17 protein-coding genes are annotated in these 16,543 nt (G+C 63.7%); 8 read left to right on the top strand and 9 right to left on the bottom strand.

Features of this window, described 5'->3' with window-relative positions:
• Positions 1-987 carry a DUF2232 domain-containing protein gene (locus IYY11_RS10535; RefSeq protein ID WP_196403809.1) on the bottom strand — a complete coding sequence of 329 codons (987 nt, stop codon included), beginning with the start codon at positions 985-987 and terminating at the stop codon, positions 1-3.
• 279 nt (positions 988-1,266) lie between these two features.
• Between IYY11_RS10535 and IYY11_RS10530 the strand changes: the two genes are divergently transcribed.
• On the top strand, positions 1,267-1,647 hold the full coding sequence (locus IYY11_RS10530; RefSeq protein WP_196403808.1) for a copper resistance CopC family protein: 381 nt from the start codon (positions 1,267-1,269) through the stop codon (positions 1,645-1,647).
• A 107-nt stretch (positions 1,648-1,754) separates the two neighbouring features.
• Here the strand turns inward: IYY11_RS10530 and IYY11_RS10525 are convergent, their stop codons facing one another.
• A complete protein-coding gene (locus IYY11_RS10525) occupies positions 1,755-4,310 on the bottom strand; it encodes an ABC transporter permease (protein WP_196403807.1) in 2,556 nt (851 codons plus the stop codon).
• Positions 4,307-4,996, bottom strand: coding sequence for an ABC transporter ATP-binding protein (locus IYY11_RS10520; protein ID WP_196403806.1), 690 nt, complete (start codon positions 4,994-4,996; stop codon positions 4,307-4,309). The genes IYY11_RS10525 and IYY11_RS10520 overlap by 4 nt, the downstream gene beginning before the upstream one ends.
• Positions 4,997-5,109: 113 nt before the next feature.
• Here IYY11_RS10520 and IYY11_RS10515 point away from each other — a divergent pair, with 113 nt between their 5' ends.
• The 3 genes from IYY11_RS10515 (at position 5,110) to IYY11_RS10505 (ending at position 6,710) form a co-directional block, all read left to right on the top strand.
• Positions 5,110-5,718, top strand: a complete 609-nt coding sequence (locus tag IYY11_RS10515) for an arylesterase (protein ID WP_246719848.1) — start codon at positions 5,110-5,112, stop codon at positions 5,716-5,718.
• 30 nt (positions 5,719-5,748) lie between these two features.
• Complete coding sequence (gene thpR / locus IYY11_RS10510) at positions 5,749-6,318, top strand: RNA 2',3'-cyclic phosphodiesterase (RefSeq protein WP_196403804.1); 570 nt, start codon at positions 5,749-5,751, stop codon at positions 6,316-6,318.
• A gap of 77 nt (positions 6,319-6,395) precedes the next feature.
• The gene (locus IYY11_RS10505; protein ID WP_196403803.1) at positions 6,396-6,710 is read left to right on the top strand and encodes a hypothetical protein; all 315 of its coding nucleotides are present in this window, start codon (positions 6,396-6,398) and stop codon (positions 6,708-6,710) included.
• A gap of 24 nt (positions 6,711-6,734) precedes the next feature.
• On the opposite strand, the gene IYY11_RS10500 is transcribed toward IYY11_RS10505, so the two are convergent.
• The 5 genes from IYY11_RS10500 to IYY11_RS10480 form a co-directional block, all read right to left on the bottom strand.
• A complete protein-coding gene (locus IYY11_RS10500) occupies positions 6,735-7,523 on the bottom strand; it encodes a 1-acyl-sn-glycerol-3-phosphate acyltransferase (RefSeq protein WP_196403802.1) in 789 nt (262 codons plus the stop codon).
• Between the two features lie 65 nt (positions 7,524-7,588).
• The gene (locus IYY11_RS10495; RefSeq protein WP_196403801.1) at positions 7,589-8,242 is read right to left on the bottom strand and encodes a YdcF family protein; all 654 of its coding nucleotides are present in this window, start codon (positions 8,240-8,242) and stop codon (positions 7,589-7,591) included.
• A gap of 148 nt (positions 8,243-8,390) precedes the next feature.
• Positions 8,391-9,350 carry a cell division protein FtsX gene (locus IYY11_RS10490; protein ID WP_196403800.1) on the bottom strand — a complete coding sequence of 320 codons (960 nt, stop codon included), beginning with the start codon at positions 9,348-9,350 and terminating at the stop codon, positions 8,391-8,393.
• A 33-nt stretch (positions 9,351-9,383) separates the two neighbouring features.
• On the bottom strand, positions 9,384-10,046 hold the full coding sequence (gene ftsE, locus IYY11_RS10485; protein WP_018408375.1) for a cell division ATP-binding protein FtsE: 663 nt from the start codon (positions 10,044-10,046) through the stop codon (positions 9,384-9,386).
• Between the two features lie 249 nt (positions 10,047-10,295).
• Positions 10,296-11,405, bottom strand: coding sequence for a nitrogen regulation protein NR(II) (locus IYY11_RS10480; RefSeq protein ID WP_246719846.1), 1,110 nt, complete (start codon positions 11,403-11,405; stop codon positions 10,296-10,298).
• 141 nt (positions 11,406-11,546) lie between these two features.
• Here IYY11_RS10480 and pyrC point away from each other — a divergent pair, with 141 nt between their 5' ends.
• Positions 11,547-12,848 (top strand): dihydroorotase, encoded by a 1,302-nt coding sequence (gene pyrC / locus IYY11_RS10475; protein WP_196403799.1) that lies wholly within the window; start codon positions 11,547-11,549, stop codon positions 12,846-12,848.
• Between the two features lie 236 nt (positions 12,849-13,084).
• Here pyrC and IYY11_RS10470 read toward each other — a convergent pair whose 3' ends face one another.
• Positions 13,085-14,194 (bottom strand): DUF3611 family protein, encoded by a 1,110-nt coding sequence (locus IYY11_RS10470; protein ID WP_196403798.1) that lies wholly within the window; start codon positions 14,192-14,194, stop codon positions 13,085-13,087.
• 241 nt (positions 14,195-14,435) lie between these two features.
• Here IYY11_RS10470 and IYY11_RS10465 point away from each other — a divergent pair, with 241 nt between their 5' ends.
• The 3 genes from IYY11_RS10465 to IYY11_RS10455 form a co-directional block, all read left to right on the top strand.
• Positions 14,436-14,780 (top strand): hypothetical protein, encoded by a 345-nt coding sequence (locus IYY11_RS10465; RefSeq protein ID WP_196403797.1) that lies wholly within the window; start codon positions 14,436-14,438, stop codon positions 14,778-14,780.
• A gap of 292 nt (positions 14,781-15,072) precedes the next feature.
• Positions 15,073-15,714, top strand: a complete 642-nt coding sequence (locus IYY11_RS10460) for a Kazal-type serine protease inhibitor domain protein (RefSeq protein WP_196403796.1) — start codon at positions 15,073-15,075, stop codon at positions 15,712-15,714.
• 227 nt (positions 15,715-15,941) lie between these two features.
• Positions 15,942-16,543, top strand: a 602-nt coding sequence (locus tag IYY11_RS10455) for a GTP-binding protein (RefSeq protein WP_196403795.1), incomplete at its 3' end; no start/stop codon positions are given.

Raw genomic sequence — 16,543 nt, 5'->3', positions numbered from 1 at the left:
TCAATCCGGTTTTTGCATCGCGGTGGGCCCGGCGTCCGTCTTTCGGACGCGATAGTTGAAGATCAGGTCGGCGACGCCGAGTGCGGCGAAAAACAGCAGGGGCCACCCCAAAAATCCGAGGGTGAAATAGATGACCGCCAGCACCAGGGCGCTCGAGCGCGACCCGCGCAGGTAGATATGAGCGACGGCGAGCCCTTGGAACGCAAGCAGCAATCCCATGGTCGTCGCCAGCACCAGTCCAATCGCGCCGGCGAGGCCCTGGAAGAAGACCAGCGCGATTCCGCTCAGGAACAGGCCGCCCACCGGCTTCGGCAGGCGGAATTCATTGGCGATGTCCGGCCAGGGGCGGCTGAGCAGCTTGGATGCTTGCGCGATCCTTGCCGCGAGCCACAAATTGATGACGTGGATCAGCAGGCCATAGCCGGCGAGAAAGGCGGGGACGGCGCGCGCGACGGACCCGGAAAGCGTCGTCGGATCGATCTTATCGCCAAGGTCGCGCTCCTTGACCATAATGTCGAGCAGGATGAAGGCGCGCGCCCGGATCGGATTCAGCGCTTCGTCGAGCGATCCGAACGCGAGAGTGGCGACGATCAGCCAGAGAATGATCGCGCTCGCCAGAAAGGTCGCAGGCGCGAGCGCCGCCCAGCCCGGCAGATTGCGCGTCAGCCTGTCCCGGCCGCCGCGGGGCGCACCAAGCGCCGCATAGACAGCGGACCAGGCCGGGGCCGCGATCAGCAGAGCATATCCCATGCCGATCACCGGATGCGGCCAGAAGATCAGGATGATCGATGCGAGGATCGCCGCCGTCGCGCCGTGGATCAGGCCGAAGGCGAAGGCGACGATCATGATCGGCAGGGGCGCAAGATGCGCTAAGAGGAGCCCGCCAAAGCCGCCGCGCGCGACGACGGCGAAGATCACCGCCGCTGCGACGCCGCCGAGAATCGACACCGCGAAATTCGGCCAGGAGAGGGCGTTCTTGTCGGCCAAGATTGGGTTCCGCTGACGGCGCGTCGCGCATTTTGGCGCATAACGCAAAAGGCGCCGCCCGGCGGGCCGTCGACGCTCAAGCGTTTTAGGAGGTCGCAGCCCAAAGGGCAAGGCAGCGCAGCCCAAAGGGCAAGGCGGCGCAGCCGTTGGCGAATTTTGCGCGAATTTTCGTCGCGTCGCCGCGCTCTTGCGTACGCCCGCGCTCGAACAAATCGCGCGTGGGAAGTTATTTCTCCAGACATCGAGGCGGGCGGCGGTTCGCCGGTCAGGAGAAAGACAATGAAGCTCATCAGATACGCTTGGGCGGCGTTCCTCGCCGCCGGGCTAGGCTTGTGCTCTGCGACGGCCGGGCTGGCTCATCATCAGTTCCTCGTCGAATCTTTCCCTGCATCGAGACAGCGGGTCGTTAAGCCTGTGCGTCAAGTTAAGCTGGTGTTTGAGGGGAAGGCTGACGCCGTCATCTCAACGATAACGCTCAAGAGCAGAAACGGCCTGGTGATCGCTAAAGCGACGCAGAAACAAGCCTCCAAAGAGTTGATCCTCGACACGCCGGTTCTGCAGCCCGGACTTTATGAAGTCGACTATCGTGTGCTCGCAACGGATGGAACGATCGTCGAGGGCGCGTTTCCTTTCATCGTCGAGCCTTCCCTCTCCGCCTGAGCAGGTTCCGAAAAAGTTGACAGACTTTTTCGATGAGAACCTGCTCCACCATTTTGATTTGAGCGAGTCCTTATCGATCACATGATTTCATATGATCGGGACGCGCTCTAAGGCTGGCGCAACTCTGGACCGGGACGGCGGGAGAGCGCCCGCCACGTCCCGGCGAGGCCGAGGCCAACGGTGATGGCGAGGGTCGCGAGCGAGATCAGCGCCGTGGTCCAGGGCAGGAAGGCGAAATCAATCTTCATGAGGATCGTGGTCATCGCATAGGCGGCGGCGGATCCGGCGGCGACCGCGATCAGGGTGGCGGCGAGGCCGACCAGCCCAAATTCCAGAGCATAGGCTGTGGCCAGCCAGAGGCGGGCCGCGCCGAGAGTCTTCAACACCACCGCGTCGTGCAGCCTTGCGCGCTGGCCGCTGGCGAGCGCGCTCGCAAGCGCCAGCACCGCCGTGACAATGGCGAGACCCGCCGCGGCGCGCGCGGCCAGCGCCAATTGTCCGGCGATCTTGTCGATCGCTGCCAGCGCATCCTTGACGCGCACCGAAACGATGCTCGGAAAGCGTTTCGCCGCCTCCCGCGCGAGGCGTGCGTCTTTGGCGTCGCGGGCCGCCACGGACGGCGCGCCGTACGCCACGGTGAAGAGTTCGGTATAGGGCGCTCCGGCAAAGACATTGGGCGAAAACACCATGATGAAATTGATCGCGTAACTGCGCCAGTCCACCCGGCGCAGATTGGCGACCTGCGCTGTCACCTCCCTGCCGAGCACATTGACTCGGATCGAGTCGCCGATGCTCAGGCCCAATCCTTCGGCGACCTTCTGCTCCAGTGATACGAGCGGCGGACCGACGTAGCTCGCCGGCCACCATTCGCCTTCGGCGAGCGTGGAGTTCGCCGGAATCGTGGGGGAAAACGTCACTCCGCGGTCGCCCTCGAGCGCCCATTTGGCGTCGTCGGCCACCGCGGTCTTGTCGACGGCCGCGTCCTTCACGGCGACGATCCGCCCGCGCATCATCGGCACGTGTTCGATGCGCGCGCCGGGCGCTTCGCCAGAGAGAAAACCGCCAAAAGCCTCAGTTTGCGCCTTCGGCACGTCGATGAAGAAGAAGTTGGGAATCTCGCCGGCGTCGGCCCGCGCCAGCTCCTTGTGAATTGCGCCTTCAACCAGCGCCAGCGAAATGAGCAGCGTTTGCGTCAGGCCGATGGAGATCATCAGCGCCGGTGTCAGGCTTTTCGGCCGCCAGATATTGGCGAGCGCGAACCGCAGCTGCGCGTCACGCAAACGCGGAAGGCTGCGGGCCAGCCGCATGGCGACCCATGCCGCGCCGCGCAGCAGGGCGAAGGCCGCGACAGCGGCGGCGACATAGGCCGCGCCGAGCTTCACGTCGAAAGACGTGGCCATGACCAGGGCGGCGAGCGCGATCGCCGCCGCCGCCGCGCCGGCGCGGTAGCGTGAGAGCGACGCGCCCCGCTGGTCGTCGCGCAGCAGCGCCGCGACGGGAACTTCATGGGCGCGGCCGAGGGGAACAAGCGCGAAAACGAGGACGACGAGCAGCCCGTACAGAGCGCCATAGAGCGCGCCTTGCGCGTCGAGCGACGCCGATACGGGGAGATCGGCGAGATCGCGCAGCGCTTGCGCCGCGCCCCAGGGAATCGCCGCGCCGACGACGAGTCCCATCAGGATAGCCAAAGACGCCGCCGCGAGAACCTCGGCGAGGGCGATCCTGAAGACCCGAGAGCCCTCGGCGCCGAGCGCCTTCAAAATCGCGAATTGCGCGCGCTTGCGCTCGACGAAGCCCTGCACGGCGTTCGCGACGCCGGCGCCGCCGGCGACAAGGGCGGTGAGCGCGACCAGGGTGAGCAGTTGGGCGAACCGGTCGAGATTGCGCGAGAACTGCGGCGAGACGGCGTCCCGTGTGCGCGTCTCCCATCCGGCTTGCGGAAAGGCGCTCGCAGAGTCGGTGGCGAACGCCTTGAGGTCGGCGTCAGCGCCCTCGCGGAGCGTGACGCGGATGACATGCCGGACGATGGAGCCCGGCGTCGCCAGTTCCGCGCCTGAGAGCGCGGCGCGCGTCATCATGATGCGCGGCCCGAAGCCAATGCCGCCCGCGAGCTTGTCGGGTTCGCTGCGCAGAATCGCGCGCAGCGAAAAGCGCGAAACGCCGATCATCACCGTGTCGCCGAGCTTGGCGTCGAGGCGCGCGAGCAGCATCGGATCGACCGCGACGCCCGGCAGCCCGTCTCGTAACTCCAGCGCCTCGACCAAAGCCATGTCGGGATCGAGCGCGACCGCGCCGAACGTTGGATAGGTCGCAGGATCAACGGCTTTGATCTCCACCAGCGCGGCCTCGCCGTCGTCGCGCCGGGCCATCGCCCGCATCAGCGAAATTTCGGAAAGCCGGCCGCGCGCCTCGAAGAAGGTGCGTTGCTCCGGCGAAAACTCCCGCGAGACGAGGCTGAAGGAGGCGTCGCCGCCCAGGATCGTTCGGCCCTCCCGCGCGAGCCCTTGCGCCAGCGAGCGTGAAAGGCCGGAGACGCCGGAGATCGCGGCGACGCCGATGACGATGCAGGCGATGAAGACCCCAAACCCGCGCGGGTCGCCGAGAAGGTCGCGCAAGGCGAAGCGCAACGCGAAGGGCAGGGCGGCGAAGCGCATCGGCTTCATGACGGCGCCCGCTCGCTCGCCTCGATGCGGCCCGAGCGCAGCAGAACGCGTCGGCTGCAGCGGGCGGCGAGCGCCGCATCATGGGTGACGAGCACGAGCGTCGCGCCGCGGCGGCGTTGTTGCGTGAAAATAAGTTCGATCACCGCAGCCCCGGTCTCCGAATCGAGATTGCCCGTAGGCTCGTCCGCCGCGAGAATCAGCGGGTCGGGCGCCAGCGCCCGGGCGAGCGCCACCCTCTGCTGTTCGCCTCCCGACAGCTGAGCCGGGTAGTGGGCCAGGCGCTCAGCGAGCCCCACCGCCGCAAGCTCGGCCTCGGCGCGCGCGAAAGCGTCTGATTTCCCGGCGAGTTCCAGTGGAATGGCGACATTCTCCAGCGCCGTCATGGTGGGGATCAACTGGAAAGACTGGAAGACGATCCCTATGTTTTCTCCGCGGAAACGCGCGAGCGCGTCTTCCGAAAGGGCGCCAAGGTCGCGCCCGTCGATCCTGACGCTTCCAGCGTCTGGTCGCTCCAATCCGGCGAGGGTCATGAGCAAAGTCGATTTGCCCGAGCCGGAGGGTCCCAGAAGAGCGACAGTTTCGCCCTGCGCGACGCTCAGGCTGACAGACTTGAGCACATGCACGCGGGCGGCGCCTTCGCCGAGCGTGAGATCGACGTCTTCCACTTCGATGACTTGTCGCAGCACGGAGTAAAACCTTGAATGATGCGCCGCATTCGACGCCCGCAGTTCCGTCGCCTTATTGCGCTTTCCGCCGTTCTCTCCAAGCCGCGGCTCTCGCGTCCTTGGCCCTGTTGACGATGGCGCTGACATCCGCGCGCGCCGAACCTGTGCGCATCCTGGCCTTTGGCGACAGCCTGACGGCCGGGCCGGGCATCAGCGCCGAAGATTCGCTTCCGGCGCAGCTCAAGAGACGCCTGAGCGAGGACGGATATAATGTCGAGGTCGTCCAAGGGGGCGTTTCCGGCGACACGACGACGACCGGGCTCGCGCGCCTCGACTATACCCTTGGCGCCGGGCCATTCGACATCGCCGTCGTCGAACTTGGCGCCAATGACATGCTGAACGGGCATGATCCGAAAATTACGCGTGCCAATCTGGATCGGATTCTTGCGATACTGAAGCAAAAAGGCGTCCGTCCGGTGCTGACGGCGATGGTCTCGAGCGCGAATCACGGGCAAGCTTACAAGAAGGAATTCGATTCGGTTTATCCGGATCTTGCCGCCAAACATGAGGCGCCGCTTGTGCCCTTTATCTTGGAAGGCGTCTGGGGCTCGCCCGCGCTCCTCATCTCGGACGGCATTCATCCCAACGCCGCCGGCGTTGCGAAGATCGTCAAAAAACTCGCGCCCTATGTTGAAAGAACGCTCGTTTCCATGGGGGCGCGTAGGACCTCGCGCGCGCAATGAGGCTGCGCGATCCCGCTTGGGGAGGATGTCATGCCCAGACTGTTTACGGCCCTGGAGATTCCCCGATCAATCGCCGAAAGCCTCGCGCGCCTGCGCGGCGGAATCCCCGGCGGCCGCTGGATCGACGTTGAGAATTATCATGTCACCTTGCGCTTTATCGGCGACGTCGATGACGCTTTCGCGCGGGACGCGGCGAATGCGCTGTCCTTCATCCGCCGTCCGGAAGTCACCGTCACCTTCGACCAGCTGACGTCGTTCGGCGGCGACAAGCCCCGGGCGATCGTCGCGCGCGCGCGGCCGGAGCCAAGTCTCATGGACATGCAGGCGGAGCAGGAGCGGCTGCTTCGCCGGCTCGGCGCGCCGCCCGAACCACGCAAGTTCATCCCGCATGTGACGCTCGCGCGTCTGCGCGGCGCCAGCGCCGGCGCTGTCGCCGCTTATCTCGGCGCGCGCGGCTATTTCCCGCCGCTGCGCTTCACCGCGGAGCGCTTCGTGCTCTATTCGTCGCGCGACTCAGTGGGCGGGGGGCCGTATATCGTCGAGGCGGAATATCCGCTGCACGTGGCGCCGCAAGCCCTGACAGGAACAGCGCGGGGTTAGGCGCGCGCAGAAACGGGTAAATAATTGCGGGAGCTTAAAAGAGCCGCTTAATATGCTCGCGTGAAAGGTAGCCGATTTTGGCCGAGGCGCCCGAAAATCTGATCCTGCAGCTGCTTCGCGACATGCGCGCGGAAATGGCCACCAAGAATGACCTAGCGGAGATAGCTGCTGAGTCGCGCTCCTTGCGCGCCGATGTCGCCTCGGATCTGACGTCGCTCGACGCCAAAATCGATGCAACGCGCAAGGACCTAAGCGAGCAGATCGTCGGATTGCGCCGAGCGGTGATCGAATATCATACATCCGCGATCGGCCACGGCGTCCTCATCAGCCAACGTGAAGCGCGTCTTCGGCGGGTCGAGCAGCATCTCAACCTTCAACAGGACACTCTTTAGGTTCGTCCGAAGGAGCGGCGTCCTTCATTCCTGCGCCGGCGCCATACTTTGAGCGTTTGCACGGCCCTTCTCGACGATTTCCGCCAAGGACGGGTCTTTCGCCAGCGCTTCGGCGATCAATCGGTCGGACGCCGCCTCGATCTCCATCGAGAGCGTGTCGAAAAAGGCGCGCGGCTTCATGCCCGGCGCGATCAGCGGCAGGAATTCGATCACGACCGTCCCGGGTCGGATGAGAAAAGAACGGCGCGGCCAAAACAGCCCGGAATTCACGGCGACTGGAAGCACTGGCGTTTCGGTCGCCGCGTAAAGCTGCGCGATGCCGAATTTATACTGCGGCGGGGCGCCGGCCGGGCGGCGCGTGCCTTCGGGAAAAATGAAGAGCTGCCGTCCCTGGGCGAAAATCTTCTTCGATTTGGCGATCAGCTGCGGCAGCAGCTTGCCGCCCTTGGCGCGATCGATGGCGATCTGCTCGGCCGCCAGCAGGTACCAGCCGAACAAGGGCAGCCAGATCAGTTCGTGCTTCAAGATGTAGCTGAAGTCAGGAAATCTGATCGGCAGAACGAAGGTCTCCCAGATCGACTGATGTTTGCAGGCGACGATCACCGCGCCTTTGGGGATATTCTCGAGACCTCGCCAGTCGATCTTCGCACCGCAGATTTTGTCGAGCAGCCAGAGATTCGTGCGCCCCCAGGTGCGTCCAAGCTCCTGGTTGATCTGGCGTCGCATCATCAGGCCTGGCAGCCAGACGATCATGAGCGCGAACATGTTCAGGAAGAACATGATCTGGAAAATGAGGGACCGCAGGAGGAGCATGGGCGAGATCTGGGCGAAGGGGCGTGGCGCGCTTTTACGACGCCAGGCGGCGTTGAAACAAGATTTCACTCAGATGCGACGCTGTGGCGAAGCTGCGGGGGAGGCTCCGACTCCTCGGATTCCCTGAAAAGCTTGGTGCGCAGCAGCGATCCGACGTATTTCACATATTCCTTTCCGATAAAACGGGCGACGCGAAGATCGCTGACCCAGTCGGCGACGTTGATGTGTTCGCTGACGACCGGAAAGGGATAGAGCTCGACGTTCGGCAGGGCGGCTGAGATTTCGACCAGCGCGCGCGGCATATGGTAGTTCGACGTGACGACGATGAGCGTGCGGGTGATATTGTGCGCGCGCGCCCAATCGCGCGTCTCTCTGGCGTTGCCGGCGGTGTCGAGCGCCTGGTAGCCGAGGTCGACGCAGCAGTCGAAAAGCTCGCGCGACACTGGCAGTATTTTCGCCAGCAAGGAGCTGCGGGTCGAGGGATTGACGCCGGTGATCAGCATGCGTCGCGCCTGCCCGCTGGCGAGCAGGGTCGCCGCGTCGAGCACGCGATCCGAGCCGCCGGTCAGCGCGACGACGCCCTCCGCCTGCACCGGAATGGAGAACTCCTCGCGCGGCAGCGACAGCGCGAAGCTGGTGAAACCCAAGAGGAGCGCCATAGCGACAAAAGCGCCGCAGGCGAAGATCGCGCAGGCGGCCTTGCGGACGGCGCTAGCCATTCTTCACTCTCTGACGTGCGGGAATGGTCAATCTTGGGGTCCTTCGCCCATGCTTCCTGCCCAGAACGCGCGAGGCGCGATTCTGATATGACTATAGGGCTATTTCAGCGCCGATGTTATCGGGGGCGGCCGATTTGGGCGAATGCGCTTAACCGAGCCGCTGCAGGTGGCGCAGCACAATGAACTGCGAGAGATAGCCGGTCAGCGCGGCGACGCCGCCCGCGAGCAGAAAGATGACGACAAAGCCGCTCGGGCCAATTGTGAAATCGCCGAACATGGCCTCCATCTGATCGCCGCCGCCGGTCGCGCGCCACCGCTGCGCGAAGAACTGCGCCAGGGCGAAAAAAGCGATGGCGCCGCCGCCGCCGATCAGCGCGCCGCGAAAGCCGAGCGCCATGAAGCGGTGCTGAAATTCGCGCGCGATGAACGGGTCGGCCGCGCCGACGATATGGAGCACTTCCACGATTTCGCGGTTTGTCGCGACGGCGGCGCGGGTGGCTGAGGCTACGGCGACGGCCATGGCCGCGAGGATAAAAACGAAGATGAGGGCGGCGATGGCTACGGCTGCGCGCGCCATATCGCCCAGACGCTCGATGAAGACATGATGATCGTCGAGCACGGCGTTGGGAACGGCGCGCTCGAGCTCCATGCGCAACTTGTCGAGATCCGCCCGATTTTCCGCATCGAGCTTCAGCACGATCATGCGGGGGGTGGGCAGTTCGGAGAGATTCAGGCCCTCGCCGAGCCACGGCGTCAGCAGCGCCTCGGATTCCGACTTGGCGTAGACTCGCGCTTCCCGCACGCCGGGGGTTCGTCGCATCGCCTCCGCCGCGTCCTTGACATCGGCCTCGACGTTGCGGCCGGGGATCGGACGCACCTGGACGGTCGCTTCGCGCGCGACGTCGCTGCGCCATTCGACGCTGGCGTCGGCGACCAGAATGGCGACGTTAGCGGCGAGCGCCGCGAGGAACGTCATGATCGCGATGACGATGACCAGCGAGCGGCCGGCGACGGAATCGGCGGGCACCAGCGCGCTTTGTGACGGAATCTCTTCGGCGTCTTCATCGACGTCGGACGCGGCCGGGCGAATCGAGGACCAAAATCGCATCAGGGCCATCTGCTCATTCGAACCATCGTCTGCTCATTCGAAGATGTGAAGCCGGCCGTCGGCAAGCACAAGACGCCGCGCATCTTCATACTGGTCCATGAGGCTCAAGTCATGAGTGGCGATAATGACGGCGGTTCCGGATCGGTGGAGCTCGATGAAGAGGCGCAGGATCCGGCGTGCGAGAGTCGGGTCGACATTGCCCGTCGGTTCGTCGGCCAGCAGCAGTTTGGGTTGCGAAATCAGCGCGCGGGCGATCGCCGCGCGCTGCTTCTCGCCGCCCGAAAGGACCGTTGGGAATGCATGCGCGCGCTCGCCGAGGCCGACCCAGCGCAACAGTTCGAGCACCTCGGCGCGATAGGTTGACTCTTCACGCCCGAGCACGCGCAAGGGCAGGGCGACGTTTTCGTAAAGCGTCAGATGATCCAGAAGGCGGAAGTCCTGGAAAACGACGCCGATTTTGCGGCGTGTCTCGGCGACGTCTTCATTGCTGAGCGCCGCCGTGTCCTTGCCGAAGATGTTGATCAACCCGCGCGTCGGCCGCAGCGCCATGATGATCAATCGCATCAGGGTGGTCTTGCCTGCGCCTGACGGGCCGGTCAGGAACTGGAAAGAACGCGGTTCGATCTGGAAATTCACGTCTCGGAGCGTCTCGGCGCCGACGCCATAGCGCAACCCGACATTCTCGAAGGTCAACACGACGCCGTCTCTCCCTGAAGATGGCCCCAACGGCGGGGATTCGAATGACGCTCGGGACGGATGCGCGACGCGCGACAATAGCAGTTCATCCCTGCTTAACCATAATGACTCCTAACGATCTCTTGCTTTTCGGAACGGCCCTGGCGCTTTTTTACGCGGCTCGGCTGACGCAAGCGTGCTGATTGCGCCAGCGCTGGCGACAGTCTCCGTCGCCGATCCGCGGCGTCGCCGTCTCCGCCTGACCGCCGGTCAGCGATCTTTCAGAGGCAAGACGAAGCTGAAGATGGTTCCGCCCCCGGGGTTGGGCTCCGCCCAGATCTTCCCATTGTGCGCTTCGATGATCGAGCGCGAAATGGAGAGGCCGACGCCCAGACCGTGCGGCTTCGTCGTCGTGAACTGCTCAAAAAGCCTGTCTTCGATCTCCTCGGGCAGCCCTGGACCGGTGTCCGTGACATCGGCGCGAATGAGGTTGCCGTCAACGAGGCGGGTCGACACCCGCATCTCGCGCCGCTCGCAGTTCTGCATCGCCTCGACCGCGTTCCTCTTAAGATTGACGACCACCTGCTGAATCTGAACCTTGTTGATCACCACCGTGTCCGGCGACGCTTCGAGGTCGATTGAGGTTTTGACATGATGCTCCTTGGCGAGCGCATCGGTGAACTCGCAGGCGGTTCGGATGACGGCGTTTAGATTTTGGGGAGCTTTCGACGTCTCTCCGCGCGCGATGAACTGGCGCAGATTGTCCATAATTTCGGCGACGCGGAAGACTTGCGCTTCGGCGTTGTCCAACATCTCCTCGACCTTCTCGATCGAGAGGTCCTTTTCGGTCAAATGCCGACGCGCGAAATTGAGATAGGCGCCGATCGCCGTCAACGGCTGCTTGAGCTCATGCGCCAATCCGGTCGCCATATTCTCAATCAACTCAAGGCGATTCGCCTGAAGTTCCTGAACTCCCTGCTCGAAGCGGCGCCTGGAGCTGAGATCGCGGATCAAGGCGATAAAAAGCCTTTCTCCGTCACAGGCGACTTCGCTGACGACTAGCTCCACACTGAAAACCGAGCCGTCCTCGCGCAAGCCTTCGATCTGTCGGCGAATGCTTGGCGTTCCCCGCCGCAGAAAGTCGCGGTGGCGCTGGTTCGCCTCTGGCGTCAGCATGCCGAAATCCCGCCCAACAACGTCGCCAGGCGCATAGCCGAACAGTGAGGCCGCTTCCGCGCTGATCGAGCGCACCACGCCACGCTCGTCGAGCGCAATGATTCCGTCGAAGGCGGCGTTCATCATCGCCGGCAGATTAGGGCGTTCTTCGCCGTGCGCGACGCTTGGCGCGAGTGGGGAGTCTTGACGGCTGAGGGAACGCATACGTTTTCCCCCGGGGGCGCCCGGCACGCGCCGCTCGCAGCCCCAACTCGCGGTAGCTAGGCGCTGGCGAGACGAGTTCAACCCCAATACCCCCGACCCAGGCGCATTTTCAACCTACGAGAAATGGCCTAAGCAGAGGCCATGTCGCCGACACAAGCTGCAACGCCGCTGTTCTTTCTCAACGCACGGCTGATCGATCCGGGCTCGGGTCGCGACATGCGCGGCGGTCTGGTGACGAGGGACGGCGTCATCGCGGAACTCGGCGAATCCGTTCGACAGGGCGACGCTCCCGAAGGCGCGCGCGTCATCGACTGCTCTGGCGACGTCGTCGCGCCGGGCCTCATCGACATGCAGGCCTTCGTCGGCGAGCCGGGCGCGGAACATCGCGAAACCATCGCCAGCGCGACTTTCGCCGCTGCGGCGGGCGGCGTGACGACCATCGTTTCGACCGCGGCCACCGCGCCGCCGGTCGACGATCCCGCCGTCGTCGATTTCGTTCTGCGCTGCGCGCGCGACACCGGTCGCGTGCGCGTCGCCCCGATGGCGGCGCTGACCAGAGGCCGCGAGGGCAGGGAAATCGCCGAGCTGGGCCTGCTGCAGCAGGCCGGCGCGATCGCTTTCTGCGACGGCGCGCGCTCCGTGCGAAGCGCGCTGGTCATGCGACGGGCGCTCACCTATGCGCGGGATTTTGATGCGCTCGTCATTCATTTCGCCGAAGACCCGGATCTTTCCGTCGGCGTCATGAACGAAGGCGAATTTGCGCATCGGCTGGGCCTATCCGGCGCGCCGCGTGAAGCAGAGGCGATCATGCTCGATCGCGACTTGCGGCTCGTCGCGCTCACTGGCGCCCGCTATCACGCGGCGATCGTGACGACGACCCTATCGTTGGACGCGTTGCGCAGAGCCAAGGACGAGGGCTTGGCCGTCACCTGCGGGACTTCAATCAATCATCTGACGCTGAACGAGAACGACATCGGCGATTATCGCACCTTCCTCAAGCTCAGACCGCCGTTGCGCCATGAGGATGAACGCAAAGCGCTCGTTCGCGCGCTCGGCGAAGGCCTTATCGACGTCATCGTGTCCGACCACGATCCGCAGGACGTCGAAACCAAACGGCTGCCCTTCGCCGAAGCCGAATATGGAGCGATCGGCGTCGAAACGATGCTGGCGGCGGGGCTTCGGCTCGTGCATTCGGGCGACGTTACGCTGATCCGCCTGCTCGAGGCGATGACGTCGCGACCGGCGGAAATTTTAGGGCTGCGGCAGGGCAGACTGCAAAAAGGCGCCCCCGCTGACGTCATTCGCTTCGACCCGGACGCGCCCTTCGTCGTCGATCCCGCGACGCTTCATTCACGCTCCAAGAACACGCCGTTCGATGGCGCGTTGCTGCAGGGCGTGGTCAAGACGACCGTGGTCTCAGGCACAGTCGTCTACGAGGAATAAAGGCCGCGACAGCGCTTGGCGCTTGTCGCCGGCCAGAGTCAGCGGACGTGTCGGTTCGCCGACCGGACGGCTTCCGCGATCATCAGAAGAAACGGGGCGCCCAGGATCCAGGCGGGAACGAACCAGCCATAGCTATCAGTCATGACATTCTCCTTGGTCGAATCCCCAGCGGGGCTTAAACCGCGGCGGCTGATCGAGGTTCCTTCAGGGGCGATTTTTTGGCGGGCTTTCGATCCTCATCCCAATGCGACAGCGAACCTATGTCGCGCCTTCAGCGCCTGCATACTCAGCCAGACCGCAGCTCCAACCCCAATGAAATGAGCAAGTAGCAAGTTAAAGTTCGCCATTAAGATGAAGACGTCGAGCGCGCGTACGATCCTGTCTGGATCGGTAATCGCGATTCCCGGCGGCTGCGAAACGGTCTTGGCGACAAGCAGGGCGATGCTCAAGCCGACGCCGATGAACGAGACGACCGAGCCGAGCGCGTTGACGAGTGAACCGGCCCCTAAAAACCACAGCGCCGTGGACTGGTCGGCGCCGAGCACGCTGGCCGGATCGCGCATCAGCCTGCCGGATGCGATCGTCGAAAATAGATCCAGGAACAGCGAAGCGAATAAGAGTCCCAGTCCGAAATAGCCCCAATGGATCGGATCGCTGACCCAGACGGTGGAGCTGATGGATTGGCCAACCGCGCCAAAGGCGAGGAGCGGGGCGGTCAGGAACGCCAGGACGAAATCCAGCCAAAATCCCATCCAACCCATGAGGCGGATGCGACGGCCAAGATCCTGCCCGATCAGGACCGATTCCGGCGAAATCGCCAACGCCATCCTTGGCGGCGCGGCGGCGACAAGCGCCGTCGACGTCGTGCGCCGCGCCGGTCCGGCCAGCGCGACGAAGCCGAGATAGGCGATCAATCCGGCCGGCAGCGCGAAGGCGGCGATCTGGTTCAATGCGCGTGCGACGGCGGCGAAGCCTACGTCCGCCAAACCCGGCGATCCGGCCGAAACGCCCATCACGTCGAAAGAAGCGCCGCTGAAAATCGCTTCGAATCCGCCGCTGACGATGAGCAGGCCCGCGGCCGCATAGACGAACTGGCGCAGCGGATAGGCGGCGAACCGCCTCCAGGCCGGGCCGACGCCGAAAGGGTAGTTCGAAAACCAGGCGCGCCACAGATATTGAGCGGCGAGCAGGACGACGATCAGCGCGGCGAAGTTCAGCGCCAGATTTGTGAGCGGTCCGCCGATCGACGGCTCCCAGAGCCGCAATCCCCACGCGACGAGGGCGAGCAAGGCGAAGAGGGCGGCGAACGCCCAATCGACCGGATCATCGAAGAAATCGTAGCGCAATTTTTAAAGCCGCATTTACGCCCCGCCACACAACCAGTTGGCGCGCGCGCCGGCGATTTCAACGCGCAGAGCTTCAGCCGCGGCCGTAGGCATCGCTCGGCGCTTGAACAAACGCCAGACAAGGCGAGGGCTCCTGGATTATGCTCGAATGCTATCGGCGGCTCTTGAGGATGCGTGAGCCGCCTTATGAACATACGAATGCTTTTAAGAATTAAGCCTTCTCAGAATTAGGAGTGAATTTATGAAAGCGCTTTTCGCTGCAACAGCCGTTTTTGTCGCGCTGTCCTTATCTTCAAGCGCGCTCGCGCACGTTCCGAGCTTCCCAAAGGATGAGCCTTACGCGAAGGCGCGCAAGGCTCTCCTCAAAAAAGGTTGGAAGTCTGTCCACGCGCCCGAGGCTGGATTCGTCTGTCAAAAGGACGATCCTCGCTGCAAGGGACGGCCCGAGACGGTCTCTTGCGCCGGAACGGGGAACGCCAATTGCATTTTTCGCTGGAAGCGCAAGGACGTCGTGATCGACGTCAATACGGTAGGCGAAACGACGCCGGTGATCACGGAAGTGACCTGTCATTCCGGATGTAGCTGATCTCTCGGCCGCAAACCGACCCTTCGCGCTGCGATGATATGAACGTGGCGACGGGAAATCGCGCAGGCGCTATTTTGAATAGGCCGCCAAGGGCGCCTTGAGGCGCGGCATCCGGCGTCGGGCCGGTTATCCGCGGAACGATTTCACGCGTTCGCACGTTAGCCTAAGCGAACGATTGTTCGATGAGAGGTCTATTTTGGGCGCCCGATAATCTCGGCGCCGAAGGCATTGGGGCTGGGTCGGGCGACAGAACAGATATTTCGCAACCCCCATATTTCGTGGAGTGCGGATTATGAAACGCGCACTTGCCTTCAACGGCGCTCTCCTCGCGCTGAGCCTTGCTTTCGCTGGAATTCCCGCGAGTTCACGCGCGCAGGCGCTGAAATCCAACGAGACGATAAAGACCGAATATCAATATGCCGCGAAAGTTGTCTGTTCGCTGCGGTTTCCGCATCAGGACGGGACGTTGGCGAAGGGCGTCTATCGGACCATCGTCAACATTCATAACCCGACCAGGAAACGCTTCGCCATCGCCGCGAAAGTGGCGCTCGCGACGGAATTCGGGTCAGACCCCGGTCCGTTCAGCGTCACGCCGTTCAAGAAGGCTGAACTTCAGGCCGACGGCGCGACGGAATTGAATTGCTTCGACATCGCGGGCTATTTCTGCCCGATCAACGGCGCGTGCGTCGATTTCGCATTTCTTGAGGGGTTCGTCGTGATCAAGAGCCCCGAGCCTTTGGACGTGGTCGGGGTCTACACGGCCAGGCATTCCGATGGCGAAGTGGAAACCATGGACGTCGATGCGGTTCGCGAGCGGCAGATCAGCGAAGCGGTCGAATTGACCGCGCCGGAGCCCAAATCCGAGATCAAGAGACATATGGACTTCCCGGCCAAAGGAAGTCCCGCGTTCGGCGGCAAGGAGCAAACGAAATAGAGGCAGGCGCATGTTTGCAGCGTGTGTCACGCCATCATGTCCGCGCAACGCCAAACGGCCGGTGACTCGGTTAGGGTCCGCATTCCGGATGCAACTGCGAATTGCCGGCGCCCCAGCCGGGTCCGGATAGCCCAGGGCCAGCCGCGCCCCCTTGAAGAATCCCCTCGATAGCCTTAAAGCCTCGCCGCGCGCGAGCGACGGGCTCGTGACCACTCGGAACGAGGATCATGGCCAAGGAAAAGTTTTCACGCACGAAGCCGCACTGCAACATTGGGACGATTGGGCACGTCGACCATGGCAAGACGTCTTTGACGGCGGCGATCACCAAGGTTCTGGCGGAGACGGGCGGCGCGACCTTTACGGCCTATGATCAGATCGACAAGGCGCCGGAAGAGAAGGCGCGCGGCATCACCATTTCGACGGCGCATGTCGAATATGAGACGAAGAACCGCCATTACGCCCATGTCGATTGTCCCGGCCACGCCGATTATGTGAAGAACATGATCACCGGCGCGGCGCAGATGGACGGCGCGATCCTGGTGGTCTCGGCCGCCGACGGCCCGATGCCGCAGACCCGCGAGCACATTCTGCTCGCCCGTCAGGTCGGCGTGCCGGCGCTGGTCGTGTTCTTGAACAAGGTCGACATGGTCGACGACCCGGAGCTTCTGGAGCTCGTCGAGCTCGAAGTGCGCGAGCTGCTCAGCAAATATGAATTCCCCGGCGACGACATTCCGATCACCAAGGGTTCGGCGCTGTGCGCGCTCGAGGGCAAGAACCCCGAGATCGGCCATGACGCGATCCTGAAGCTGATGGAGACGGTCGACGCCTA

It is taken from the genome of Methylocystis sp. H62, from assembly GCF_015709515.1.
Lineage (GTDB): Bacteria > Pseudomonadota > Alphaproteobacteria > Rhizobiales > Beijerinckiaceae > Methylocystis.
This window is presented reverse-complemented; position numbering and strand designations above follow the sequence as displayed.